This window comes from Streptomyces sp. NPDC002580, assembly GCF_042889485.1.
Taxonomy (GTDB): Bacteria; Actinomycetota; Actinomycetes; order Streptomycetales; family Streptomycetaceae; genus Streptomyces.
Map to the genome: position 1 here is coordinate 550,172 of NZ_JBIAQZ010000003.1, position 12,202 is coordinate 562,373.

General features: G+C 71.4%; 9 protein-coding genes. 6 read left to right on the plus strand and 3 right to left on the minus strand.

Annotation, left to right across the window (positions count from 1 at the left end; genetic code table 11):
• Positions 1-128 precede the first annotated feature (128 nt).
• Positions 129-2,498, minus strand: a complete 2,370-nt coding sequence (locus ACFYW7_RS13435) for a SulP family inorganic anion transporter (RefSeq protein ID WP_389501349.1) — start codon at positions 2,496-2,498, stop codon at positions 129-131.
• A 337-nt stretch (positions 2,499-2,835) separates the two neighbouring features.
• Here ACFYW7_RS13435 and ACFYW7_RS13440 point away from each other — a divergent pair, with 337 nt between their 5' ends.
• A complete protein-coding gene (locus ACFYW7_RS13440) occupies positions 2,836-4,110 on the plus strand; it encodes a hypothetical protein (protein WP_389501351.1) in 1,275 nt (424 codons plus the stop codon).
• Positions 4,111-4,198: 88 nt separating this feature from the next.
• On the opposite strand, the gene ACFYW7_RS13445 is transcribed toward ACFYW7_RS13440, so the two are convergent.
• Complete coding sequence (locus ACFYW7_RS13445; protein WP_389501353.1) at positions 4,199-5,179, minus strand: ATP-binding protein; 981 nt, start codon at positions 5,177-5,179, stop codon at positions 4,199-4,201.
• Positions 5,180-5,280: 101 nt separating this feature from the next.
• Between ACFYW7_RS13445 and ACFYW7_RS13450 the strand changes: the two genes are divergently transcribed.
• Positions 5,281-6,105 carry an oxidoreductase gene (locus tag ACFYW7_RS13450; protein ID WP_389501355.1) on the plus strand — a complete coding sequence of 275 codons (825 nt, stop codon included), beginning with the start codon at positions 5,281-5,283 and terminating at the stop codon, positions 6,103-6,105.
• Positions 6,106-6,470: 365 nt separating this feature from the next.
• Here ACFYW7_RS13450 and ACFYW7_RS13455 read toward each other — a convergent pair whose 3' ends face one another.
• Positions 6,471-7,304: an HAD family hydrolase gene (locus tag ACFYW7_RS13455; protein WP_389501357.1), complete on the minus strand. Its 834-nt coding sequence runs from the start codon at positions 7,302-7,304 to the stop codon at positions 6,471-6,473.
• A 572-nt stretch (positions 7,305-7,876) separates the two neighbouring features.
• Here ACFYW7_RS13455 and ssd point away from each other — a divergent pair.
• Genes ssd through ACFYW7_RS13475 form a run of 4 tightly spaced genes read left to right on the plus strand, consistent with a single transcriptional unit; the run spans position 7,877 to position 12,168 of the window.
• Complete coding sequence (ssd, locus tag ACFYW7_RS13460) at positions 7,877-8,971, plus strand: septum site-determining protein Ssd (RefSeq protein WP_389501359.1); 1,095 nt, start codon at positions 7,877-7,879, stop codon at positions 8,969-8,971.
• A complete protein-coding gene (locus tag ACFYW7_RS13465; protein ID WP_389501361.1) occupies positions 8,968-10,527 on the plus strand; it encodes a TadA family conjugal transfer-associated ATPase in 1,560 nt (519 codons plus the stop codon). Before ssd ends, ACFYW7_RS13465 begins: the two co-directional genes overlap by 4 nt.
• Positions 10,514-11,386: a type II secretion system F family protein gene (locus ACFYW7_RS13470; RefSeq protein WP_389501363.1), complete on the plus strand. Its 873-nt coding sequence runs from the start codon at positions 10,514-10,516 to the stop codon at positions 11,384-11,386. Before ACFYW7_RS13465 ends, ACFYW7_RS13470 begins: the two co-directional genes overlap by 14 nt.
• Positions 11,383-12,168, plus strand: a complete 786-nt coding sequence (locus tag ACFYW7_RS13475; RefSeq protein WP_389501366.1) for a type II secretion system F family protein — start codon at positions 11,383-11,385, stop codon at positions 12,166-12,168. Before ACFYW7_RS13470 ends, ACFYW7_RS13475 begins: the two co-directional genes overlap by 4 nt.
• Positions 12,169-12,202: the final 34 nt, after the last annotated feature.

The window sequence follows — 12,202 nt, forward strand, 5'->3', positions numbered from 1 at the left end:
GCCCGCCCCCCCCCCGGTTTTTTCGCACCTGGCCGGGGGGGGCGGGGGGGGGGGGGGCCCCCCCCGGGGCGGGGCCCCCGGGGGGGGGGGGGCCCCCCCCCCCCCGGGGCCCCCCCCACCCCCGCCGATCACGCAGGGTGCCGCAGATCCTCCGCCGCGCCCACATGATCGAACAGCTCGGCCCCGTCGGACTCGTCCAGCAGATACGCCTGGGCCTCACCCACGTGGAAGTACATTCCGTGCAGTTCGAGCACGCCCTCCCGCAGGGCCCGAGCCACGGACTCGTGCGCCCGCAGATGCTCCAACTGCTGCACCACGTTGGTCAGACAGAGCTGCTCCACCGTGTCGGCGGGCGCCCGTCCGGCGAGCCGCGCCCACGGTGTCTCCTCCGAGTCCATCCGGTCCAGACTCGGCTGTCCGTGCCGCAGCCACCGCTTGAGCGGCGTGAGCGGGCCACCGGGCTCCGATGCCAGCAGAGCCTGCATCGCCCCGCACCCGGAGTGCCCGCACACCGTGATGGACCGCACGTTCAGCACGTCCACCGCGTACTCGATCGCCGCGGCCACCGAATCGTCCCCGCTCTCCTCCCCGGGCAACGGCACGAGGTTGCCCACGTTCCGTACGACGAAGAGGTCGCCCGGACCGCTGGACGTGATCATCGAGGTGACGAGCCGCGAGTCGGCACAGGTCAGGAAGAGCTGGGACGGCTGTTGCCCCTCCCGTGCGAGCCGGGCCAGTTCATCCCGCACCAGGGGTGCGGTGTTGCGCTGGAACGCGCTGATGCCGCGCGCCAGTTGGTGCCCGCTCGGTCTGGCCTCGCCGGTCCGCTCGTCCGGGCCGGCCGAAGAGGTGTCCGAGGAGGTGGATGCCGGAGCGGTGGAGGCCTCGCACTGGTGGTTCCGCCAGGGTGTCCAGGGCCGGCAGCGGCAGTGCGCGGATTCCGCGGGCTCGGCGATCCGCGTTCCGCTCCTGCCGGTGACTTCGACCGTGCCGCCCTGGGCGGTGTGCGTGCTCTGCCAGTCGTGCAGTGACTCGTACGCCGCGTGGTCCATGAACGAACCGTCCAACTCCAGGACGGTGTCCGCCCCGCGGGGGACGAGGTGCAGGGCACGGCTGAGCCGAGGCACCGCGAGGAACGTCAACTGCCCTCTTACGTGTACGTGATGGACTCCTTCCTTCTCCTCGTGCGTGATGCGGGTGCGGCTGAGGCGGTGCAGGGCGACGCCGACGGCCACGGCGACCCCCAGCGCCACGCCCTCGAGAACTCCGAGGAGCACGACGCCGAGCGTGGTCACGATGTACACCAGCACCTCGCGGTGGCGGGTGACCGTGCGGATGTGGTGCAGGGACACCATCTGGATGCCGACGGCCATCACCAGGGCGGCGAGCGACGCGAGGGGGATCAGCTCGAGGATCGGGACCATCAGCAGCGCGGCAACTACTACGAAAACGCCATGCAGCATCGTGGAGTTCCGGCTGACGGCACCTGCTTGCACATTCGCGGAGCTGCGTACGGCGACGCCGGCGACCGGCAGTCCGCCGAGCGCGCCGGAGACCACGTTCGCGGCTCCCTGCCCGAGGAGTTCCCGGTCGAGGGCGGAACGGCCCACGCGCGCTTGGAGTTCCGGACGCGCGCTCACCAGCTTGTCCACCGCGACGGCACCGAGCAGTGACTGCACACTGCACACCAGCGTCACGGTGAGGACGGCGGCGGCGATGCCGAGCACCGGACCATCGGGCAGCCCGGCCAGCGCGTGGCTGCTCCAGGACGGCAGGTCGACTCTGGGCAGCGTGAGCCCGGTGAGCGAGGCGGTCGTGGTGGCCCCGGCGACCGCGATCAGCGCGGCGGGGACCTTGCGCAGCACCCGACCGGCGCGCCCGGGGACACGCGGCCAGGCGAACAGCAGCGCCAGCGTCAGCGCGCTCATCGACACGGCCGCGGTGTCCAGACGCGCCACCTGGTCCGGCAGCGCGACGAGGTTGTCCAGGACGGAGCTCTGGGGGATGCCTCCCAGCACGATGTGCAGCTGGGCGACGGCGATGGTCACGCCGATCCCGGCAAGCATTCCGTGCACGATCGCGGGGCTGACGGCCAGCGCGGTCCGGGCCACGCGCAGGCATCCGAGGCCCAGTTGGGCGATTCCGGCGAGCACGCTGATGGCGCAGGTCGTGCGCCAGCCGTAGAGGTGGATGAGCTCGGCCGTGACGACCGTGAGCCCGGCGGCGGGCCCGCTCACCTGGAGCGGAGAGCCGCCGAGGCGCCCCGCGACGAGTCCGCCGACGGCCGCGGCGACGAGGCCGGCCTGGAGCGGCGCGCCGGTGGCGAGGGCGATGCCGAGGGACAACGGAAGGGCGATCAGGAAGACCGCGATCGAGGCGGACAGGTCGGCACCCGCGACACGGAAACGGCGGGGCGGGTCGGGCGGGGGGCTGTGGGGCTCAGGGGCGTGCGCGGGCCGAGTCGGATCGGCGGCGCGGGTGGGGACGCAGGCAGACATGGTTCCCGTCTCCTCCGGGGCAGCGCGGTCGCGGAACAGGTGGTCCCCCGTCCGAGGCGGCGGGGGCGGGTCGCGGCCGTGGGTCACGGCGTGCAGTGGCGGGATTTTCAACGCTCGGTAAACAGATCGTAATGCAGAGTAAAGGGCTGATGCTGAAAATGCGGGCAAATGGGGCATTGAATCACTCAGTGGGGTGATGTGGGCTTTTCATCGGCTTGTCGTACTTATTTTTTCTCGGTCCCGTGAAACCTTGACGGCGCTTTCGGTGCCCACGTGCACACGACCCCGATGGCGCCCTGATCGGCGTTGCCCCGACCGAGGAAAAGGAGGGCGGAAGATGGCCGTCACCCAGAGGATCGCCGCGGGTGTGGCACTCGCCATGGCCTGTGCCACGGCGCTCGCCGGTTGCGCGGGCGGTGCCCCCGCTTCCCAGGAAGGTGCGCTCGGCGCGAAGAAGGCGTCGGGCGCCCCGGCGGCGCCCAGGACCGCGGTCCGCTCGATCGGCGACGGTTCCACCTCGTACACCGGGGCGCAGCCGCATCTGCCCCGGCCCGAGAGGCTGAAGCCGGGCTGGAAGCCCCCGCAGTTCGTGGTCTTCTCCTGGGACGGTGCGGGCGAGGACAGTCAGAGGCTGTTCTCCCACTTCCGGAAGCTCTCCAAGGCCAACAAGGCGACGATGACCTACTTCCTCAGCGGCGTGTACTTGCTGCCGGAGGACAAACGGGACCTGTACCGGCCGCCGCAGCACTCACCGGGCAGCTCGGAGATCGGCTTCAACGATCGGCAGGGCATCGAGGACACCGTCGAGCAGCTGCGGGGCGCGTGGCTGGAGGGCAACGAGATCGGCACCCACTTCAACGGCCACTTCTGTGGCACGGAAGGCGGTGTCGGCCAGTGGTCGGCCGCGGACTGGAAGAACGAGATCGCCCAGGCGAAGTCGTTCGTGAAGTCCTGGAGGACCAACACGGGTCTGACCGGGACGGCATCGCTGCCCTTCGACTACGACAAGGAGCTCATCGGTGCCCGCACCCCCTGTCTGGAGGGCCGGCGGAACTTCATGAAGGCGGCCCACGAGCTGGGCTTCCGCTACGACACCAGTGGCGTCAACAACCAGCTCTGGCCGAAGAAGCAGGAAGGCCTGTGGGACCTGTCGATGCAGCTCGTGCCCTTCCCCGGACACTCCTACGAGCAACTGACCATGGACTACAACTTCATGGTCAACCAGTCGGGCACCCGGACCCAGGGCGACCAGGACAAGCAGGTGTTCTGGGGCGACCAGATGCGTGACGGCCTGCTGCAGGGCTTCCAGCGCGCCTATGACGGCAACCGCGCGCCGCTGATCATCGGCAACCACTTCGAGTCCTGGAACGGCGGCAACTACATGCGTGCCATCGACGAGGTCGTCGAACGCGTCTGTACCAAGGCTGACGTGCGCTGTGTCTCCTTCCGGCAGCTCGCCGACTGGCTCGACGCCCAGGACCCGGCCACCCTCGACCGGCTTCGCGGTCTCGGGGTCGGCGAGGCGCCGAAGCAGGGCTGGGAGTCCTTCCTCGCGGCCCGCCCCGCCCCGGCTCCGAAGGGCGTTCCCGGGGCACCGGCGGTCAAGCCGTAGCGGTGCCCCCGACCGGCCCGTCGCTCATGCCGCGACGGCACTTCGGGCCGGTCGGCCGCTCGGACCGTGAGCCGCTTCAACGGGTCGCTCAGGCCGTGGCCATCGGACTCTCGCCGAGCACGAAACCGGGGTCGACCTGCTCCGCCAGGTCCGCCCCGGTTCTGGCGTTGCCCCAGTTGGTGGCGTTCTTCAGGTGGAACTGCACCATCTGGCTCGTGTACCGCTTCCAGTCGCGCAGTTCGTACGTACCGTCGGCGGCGGTCCGCAACGCCTGCAGCGAGCGCCTGTTGACCTCTTCCAGGAGCTCGAACCGGGGCGGGCGGCCCTTCTCCATGGCGCGCACCCAGTCCGAGTGCCCGACCGTGACCAGAAGGTCGTCACCGGCTTCCGCGCGCAGGAAGTCGATGTCGTCCTGGCTCTGCACCTTGTTGCCGACGACCTTGAGGGTGACGCCGAAGTCGCGGGCGTACTCCTTGTACTGGCGGTAGACGGAGACTCCCTTCCGGGTCGGCTCGGCGACGAGGAAGGTGATGTCGAAGCGGGTGAACAGGCCGGAGGCGAAGGAATCTGAGCCCGCTGTCATGTCGACGACGACGTACTCGCCCCGGCCGTCGACGAGATGGTTCAGGCAGAGCTCCACTGCACCGGTCTTGGAGTGGTAGCAGGCCACCCCCAGATCGGCCTCGGTGAACGGGCCGGTGACCATCAAACGGGCGGTGCCGCCGTCGAGTTCCACCGGCCGGGCGCAGGCGTCGTACACCGGATTGGCCTCGTCCACCCGCAGCAGACGTGAGCCCTCGCCGGGCGGCGTCGTCTTGATCATCGTCTCGGCGGAGGCGATGCGGGGGTTGGAGCCGCGCAGGTAGTCCTTGATGAGGGGCAGTCGCTCGCCCATGGCCGGCAGCGCGGCGGCTTCCGTCTCCTCGAGCCCGAGCGCGGCCCCCAGATGCTGGTTGATGTCGGCGTCCACGGCGACGACCGGTGCCCCCGAGGCGGCGAGGTGGCGGATGAAGAGCGACGACAGGGTGGTCTTGCCACTGCCGCCCTTCCCGACGAAAGCAATTTTCATGTTCACCAAGGGTAGTGCGTTCGTAGCTCTTGGTGTTCGTGGCGCGTGAAGAAGACCACTCATTCGTGGGGCACGGTCCCTGGGTGCGTAATGTCGTACTCATGAGTACGACAGGTGCGACCGCTGATCCGCTCGCGGCCCTGGGTTCGCTTCCCGGGGTGGCCGAGTCCGTGGAATCCGTCCGCAAGGCCGTGGACCGGGTCTACGGACACCGGATCATGCGGCGCCGCAGCAACGAGATCACGTCCGAGGCGGCGCTGCGCGGGGCCCGCGGTTCCGCGGCGCTGTCCGGTGCCGACTGGGCCCTCGAAGAGGTGCGTCGGCGTACCGACTTCAGTTCGGACGACGAGGCCCGTACGGTCGGCGCCGCTCTGCGGCTGACCGCCGAGTCGGGTCAGCTCCTGTCCATCTGGAGGCAGTCACCCCTGCGGGTGCTGGCCCGGCTGCACCTGGTGGCGGCGGCGGACCAGGGTGACGAGGTCGGCAGGCCGCGGCGGAACGGGGAGCGGGTCGACGAGCCTCTGGTGGAACTGCCGCTGCCCGACGCCGACGAGGTCGCCGGCCGTCTGGAAGGTCTCTCGCAGCTCATCATCGCGGGCGGGTCGGCTCCCGCTCTGGTCACGGCGGCGGTCGTCCACGGTGAACTGATCGCCCTGCGTCCCTTCACCTCGAGCAATGGACTCGTCGCGCGCGCGGCCGAGCGCATCGTCCTGATCGGCAGCGGTCTCGACCCGAAGTCCATCTGCCCCGCGGAGGTCGGTCACGCGGAACTCGGCCGGGCGGCCTACCTCGCGGCGCTGGACGGTTACGTCTCCGGGACCCCGGACGGCATGGCGGCCTGGATCGCCCACTGCGGGAGGGCCGTCGAGCTGGGCGTCAGGGAGTCCGCCGCGGTCTGCGAGGCGCTCCAGCGGGGCGCCGCGTAGGGGGCGTGCGACTACCGGAAAAGGGTTGCGGCGGTACGAGTTCTCGTACCGCCGCTGGCATGTTCACCGGGTTACCAAGCGTCCTCGGATGTTGCCCATCAGGTCGGGAACTTCTGCCCGTCACCTGGTGCGGCTGGCCCGTAATCGACGGGTCGACGTCGCGTGGGTGCTCGATGTCCATGCTCGGTCCGTGGGGCCTGTTGCGTTTGAAGGTCATCCTCTCGGATGTCCTTGGTCTCGCGGGCCGTTAAACCCTTTGTACTCCAGGTAGGAGGGAAGCGGAACCCCTGGCCGCACTTCTTTACTTTTAGGTTCAAAAGGATGAGAAATGGACTTCGGTGTTTCGCGCGCTCGCGCGTGACGGCTCACATCACCGACGCGCGACGCCGATTCGCGTACCAGACGAGCCCGGCCGTGGCGGCGGCCGCGCCTATGGCGGCGGCCGCGACCAGCGCCGGCCGGGGCGGTACGGACAGGGCGGGCAGGCGCTGCTTCAGCCGGACCGGACGGTGGAAGTCCAGGATCGGCCACGAGCGGGCCACCGCCTCGCGGCGCAGCGTGCGGTCCGGATTCACCGCGTGGGGGTGTCCGACGGACTCCAGCATCGGCAGATCGGTCGCCGAGTCGCTGTAGGCGTAGCAGCGCGGAAGGTCGTACCCCTCGGACGCGGCCAGCTCCTTGATCGCCTCGGCCTTCGTCGGGCCGTAGGCGTAGTACTCCACCTCGCCGGTGAAGCAGCCGTCGTCGCCGACGACCAGGCGGGTCGCCACCACCCGGTCCGCGCCCAGCAGTTCGCCGATCGGCTCGACCACCTCGGCGCCCGAAGTGGACACGATCACGACATCGCGACCGGCCTGGTGGTGCTGTTCGATGAGGGACGCGGCCTCGTCGTAGATGATCGGGTCGATGAGATCGTGCAGTGTCTCGGCGACGATTTCCTTGACCTGCTGGACGTTCCAGCCGCGGCACATCGAGGACAGGTACTTGCGCATCCGTTCCATCTGGTCGTGGTCGGCGCCGCCCGCCAGGAACACGAACTGGATGTATGCGGTGCGCAACGCCGCCCTGCGGTTGATCAGGCCGCCTTGGTAGAACGACTTGCTGAAGGTGAGCGTGCTCGACTTCGCAATGACCGTCTTGTCCAGGTCAAAGAAGGCCGCTGTACGGGGCAAGGAGTGGTTTTCCACGAGGTCGAGCATAGGGCCCACCATTCGGCGTAAGGTGAGGCACGTGGGTTTGCCTGAGAAGGCTCTCGGGTACACCATGGAAGTCACGGATCGTTCGCGACCGTGCTAACCCGGTCCGACTCCTCCCCCCCCGAGTCGGCCGTGGGGACGACCCCCGCTCTCCCCCCCGGCGGGGGTCGTCGCATGTCCGGGTGGGTTTTCCCCTCTTCTGCGCGACCTCTGGGCCCTCATGGCGCCGCTCATTCCCCGCTCCTCGGCCGGTCGCAATTCGTCACTGTGTGTAGTCGTGGCGATGCTCTGTGGAAGTCGTTGACTCTTCACTCGCAGGGCTGAAGGCGATATTCACAGCCGCTGCGTTGTCCACAGTTTTCGACCAAGATCCACACGATTTCCGGGATCCCCGCACTGTGATTCCCACGCGCTCCGCTCGCCGGCCAGTTCATGACCGGTTCCGTTTGTCGGACGCGTTCGGCCGGTTCGTATCGGCCGTTCATAAGGAGGCCGCTCGTCGGTTCTCCGCACGAGTGGGAATCACGGGGTCCTGGAGGGCCCCGCGCAAGAAGCAGCGAAGGGGGCTGGAGATCGTGGCGGGAGCCATCACCCATGACCGGCCGCCCACCGCCGAGGGGCGGCAGGGCGGACCATTGATCGTCACCGAGGACGGCGAACTCCTCGACGACCTGCTGCGCCTGTGCGCGGCGGCAGGCGCGCGGCCCGAGGTCCATCACGGCATTCCGGATCGCAGGGGCGGTTGGGAGGCGGCCCCCCTCGTCCTCGTCGGCGACGACGCCGCACCGCGTGTGCGTGGCGCGGCGCGCAGAAGGGGAGTCGTGCTTGTCGGCCGGGATCAGGACGACTCCGGAGTCTGGCGCCGGGCCGTCGAGATCGGCGCCGATCATGTGCTGGTGCTGCCGGACGGCGAGCAGTGGCTCGTCGACCGCATCGCGGACGTGGCCGAAGGAGTCGGGCGACCCGCCCTCACCGTCGGCGTGCTCGGCGGCCGTGGTGGGGCCGGGGCCTCCACGCTGGCCTGCGCGCTCGCCCTCACCTCGGCGCGGGACGGGAAGCGCACTTTGCTCGTGGACGCCGACCCGCTGGGCGGCGGACTCGACGTACTCCTGGGCGGAGAGACGGCCGAGGGGCTGCGCTGGCCTGCCTTCGCCGCGTCACGCGGCAGGGTGGGCGGTGGAGCCCTGGAAGAGTCCCTGCCCGAACTGCACGCCCTGCGGATCCTGAGCTGGGACCGGAGCGACGCGGTCACCGTTCCACCGCAGGCGGTGCGCGCGGTGCTGGCCGCCGCCAGACGACGGGGCGGTGCCGTGGTCGTCGACCTGCCCCGCCGCATCGACGAGGGTGTCGCCGAGATCCTCGCCCAACTCGACCTGGGACTGCTGGTGGTCCCCGCCGACCTGCGCTCCATCGCGGCGGCCGGGCGCGTGGCCGCCTCTGCCGGGATGGTCCTGCGCGATCTGCGGGTCGTGGTGCGGGGGCCCTTCGCGCCCGGCCTCGACGACCGCGAGGTCGCCCGCCTGCTCGACCTGCCCCTGGTGGGCGAAGTGCCGGCCGAGCGCTTCCCGACGGACGGCGGTCCGCCACCGGGAGGCGTTTCGCGGGGGCCGCTGGCCCGGTTCTGCAAAGCCTTCTGGGCGCGGGTCCCGGTCGAAGGAGGACACGTATGAGCGGGGACGCCACCACGGACACGAGCCGGGCGGAGGGATTCGCCGGGCGGACGGAAGCAGGGGCGAAGGGCACCCGCTGGGGCTCCGCGCACCGCCGGACCGAGACAGGGGAAGGACCTGGGCGGCACTCGCCCGGCCGGCCGGACGCGCGGGACGGGCCCAGGTACTACTCCGTCGGGCGGCCGGACGCGGGGGACGGCCCCGGAGACTTCCTGCCAGGGAGCGCGGAGGCGTGGGACGTGCCCGGTTCCGGGGCGGCCGGACGCGCGGGACTGCTGGACGGGGTGCGGCAATGGCTGGCCGAGAGCGGTTCCGAGCCGACGCCCGCGCATGTGGCGCAGGCGCTGCGAGAGCGGGGGCGGGTGCTGGGGGATGCCGAAGTCCTCGGCGCGGCCGAGCGGTTGCGCTCCGAGCTGGTCGGCAGCGGTCCACTGGAACCACTGCTCGCCGATCCGTCGGTGACCGATGTGCTGGTGTCGGCGCCCGACCGGGTGTGGGTGGACCGGGGCGGCGGCCTGGAACTGACCGTGGTGTCCTTTCCCGACGCGGCAGCCGTACGCCGTCTCGCGCAACGCCTCGCGGCGGTGGCCGGCAGAAGGCTCGACGACGCCCGGCCCTGGGTGGACGCCCGACTGCCGGACGGCACCCGTCTGCACGCGGTGCTGCCGCCGGTCGCCGTCGGTTCCACCTGTCTCTCGCTGCGCGTCGTACGGCCGCGGGCGTTCACCCTCGACGAGCTGGTGGCGGCGGGGACGGTGCCGCCCGGCGGGGACCGGGTGCTCAGGGCGCTGCTGGACGCCCGGCTGTCCTTCCTCATCAGCGGAGGTACGGGTTCCGGTAAGACGACGCTGCTGAGCGCGTTGCTGGGGCTGGTGGGGCCAGGAGAGCGGATCGTGCTCGCCGAGGACTCGGCGGAGCTGCGGCCCGACCATCCGCACGTGGTGCGCCTGGAGGGGAGGCCCGCCAATCAGGAGGGCGTCGGCCTGGTCGCGCTCCAGGATCTCGTCCGCCAAGCCTTGCGGATGAGACCCGACCGGTTGGTGGTCGGCGAGGTGCGCGGTCCCGAGGTCGTCTCGCTGCTGGCCGCGCTGAACACGGGACATGAGGGCGGCTCGGGCACGGTCCACGCCAACGCGGCCGCACAGGTCCCCGCCCGGCTGGAGGCCCTGGGTACGGCGGCGGGGCTCGACCGGGCCGCCCTGCACAGCCAGTTGGCGGCCGCGTTGTCGGTGGTCCTGCATCTCGTGCGGGACAGGGCCGGACGGCGCCGGATCGCCGAGGTGCACGTGCTGGAACGCGACCCTACGGGACTGGTGGTGACGGTACCGGCGCTGCGGTGGGGTGAGGACGCCTTCACCTACGAGCGGGGGTGGCAGCGGCTGCGGGAGCTGCTCCGGGACGGGAGCGGTGGACATCGGGGTCCGATGCGGCCTGAGACAGGGGGAGTTCTTCGGGACAGGCGGAGCGTCGGGAGGGCTCCGGGCGAAGGGGACGCCGGTGCCGAGGCGGGCGCCGGACGTCGGGATGTGAACGGGGAGCGGGATGGAGATCGGTGAGATGGCGGACGCGCCCGCCGGGGCGGCTGTGGCGTGCGCCGGGATCGCGGCCTGGCTGATCGGAGGCAACGCCTCGGGAGGGCGCCGGGCGAGGTGGCTGCTCGCCGGTGACGGGCCGGCGCCCGGTCCGCACCGGTGGGAGCGGGCCGTGGCCGACTGGCGACGGCTGCGCGGTCGGCTGAAGCCCGAGGCCTGGTCGGTGGTGGCGGGAGCGGTGATCGCGGTCCTGGGCGCCTCGGTACTGCCGCTTCTCCTGGGGGCCGCTGGAGTGCCTCTGCTGGGACGCGTGCGGCGGGCGGAAGAGGTTCGGCGCGAGCGGGAGCGCCGCGGCGACGCGGTGATCGCCCTGTGCGGCGCCATCGCCGGTGAGGTGCGGGCGGGACGTCAGCCGGGCGAGGCACTGCTTGCGGCGGCGCGCGACTCGGACGGTCTGGGGGACGCGCAGCCGGTGGTACTGGCCGCGGCGAAGTTCGGCGGAGATGTTCCGGGTGCGCTCACCGAGGCCGCGCGGCAACCGGGCGCCGACGGTCTGGCAGGGCTCTCCGCCTGCTGGAGCGTGGCCGTGGACCGGGGCGCGGGGCTCGCCGCCGGCCTGGACCGGCTCGAAGGAGCGTTGCGCGCCGAGCGCGATCAAAGAGCGGACACTCGCGCTCAGTTGGCCGGGTCGCGTTCGACGGCCTCGATGCTCGCGGGCCTCCCGGTCCTCGGTCTCCTGCTCGGCACCGCGCTCGGTGCGGACCCCCTGCGCGTCCTGCTGCACACCGGCCCCGGGTTCGGCTGCCTGCTGGTCGGAGGGGTGCTGGAGGGCGTGGGCCTGTGGTGGGCGCTGAGGATCGTGCGAGGGGCGGAGGCGGCATGAGCGCGGAAGTTGTCCACAGGCTGGGGGTGGTCGTGTGCGGAGTGCTCCTTGCCGGCTCGTCGGCCCGCTGGTTCGACGCCGCACGGCGGGAGAGGAGAGTGCGCAGGCGGCTGGCCGAAGTGCTGCCGCGCCAGGAGCCCCCGCCGCCTCCCAGGCGCTACGACGTACGGGCTCACGGCCGACGATGGCTGCCCGTGGCGGGAGCGGTGTGTGCCGGCTGGGTCCTGATCGGTGGTGCCGGCGGGGTTCTGGTGGGGCTGGCGGCCGGGTTCGGGGTTCGGCGGTGGCGGCAGCGGCGCGATGTGGAACCGATCGAGGAGTACGACGCGACCCGAGCGGCCCGCCAACTACCGCTCACCGCCGATCTGGTGGCCGCCTGCATCGCCGCGGGGGCGAGTCCTGTGGCGGCGGCCCAGGCGGTCGGTGAGGCGCTGGGCGGACCGGTGGGCGAACGGCTGGCGCGAGGAGCGGCCGAGGTGCGGCTCGGGGGTGAACCCGTCGACGCGTGGCGGAGGCTGGCGGCGATACCGGGAGCGCGGGCTCTGGCGCGACTGCTGGAGCGGGCCGGCGAGTCGGGTGTACCGGCGGCTGCGCCCGTCGGCCGGCTCGCGGCGGACGCGCGAGCCGAGTGGGGGCGTGCCGCGACCGCACGGGCACGCCGGGCGGCGGTCATGGTCACCGCGCCCGTGGGGCTCTGCTTCCTGCCCGCGTTCCTTGCGATCGGGGTGCTGCCCGTGGTGATCGGGCTGGCGGGCGGGTTGCTGCGAGCAGGTGCCGGGTGACGAGCGCCGAGGCTTGCGAGAACTGAACGGCGAG

Coding starts and splice junctions, on each gene's coding strand:
- ACFYW7_RS13470 (WP_389501363.1), top strand. CDS start 10,514: ATGGAGATCGGTGAGATGGCGGACGCGCCCGCCGGGGCGGCTGTGGCG.
- ACFYW7_RS13475 (WP_389501366.1), top strand. CDS start 11,383: ATGAGCGCGGAAGTTGTCCACAGGCTGGGGGTGGTCGTGTGCGGAGTG.
- ACFYW7_RS13465 (WP_389501361.1), top strand. CDS start 8,968: ATGAGCGGGGACGCCACCACGGACACGAGCCGGGCGGAGGGATTCGCC.
- ACFYW7_RS13435 (WP_389501349.1), bottom strand. CDS start 2,498: ATGTCTGCCTGCGTCCCCACCCGCGCCGCCGATCCGACTCGGCCCGCG.
- ACFYW7_RS13450 (WP_389501355.1), top strand. CDS start 5,281: ATGAGTACGACAGGTGCGACCGCTGATCCGCTCGCGGCCCTGGGTTCG.
- ACFYW7_RS13440 (WP_389501351.1), top strand. CDS start 2,836: ATGGCCGTCACCCAGAGGATCGCCGCGGGTGTGGCACTCGCCATGGCC.
- ACFYW7_RS13455 (WP_389501357.1), bottom strand. CDS start 7,304: ATGCTCGACCTCGTGGAAAACCACTCCTTGCCCCGTACAGCGGCCTTC.
- ACFYW7_RS13445 (WP_389501353.1), bottom strand. CDS start 5,179: ATGAAAATTGCTTTCGTCGGGAAGGGCGGCAGTGGCAAGACCACCCTG.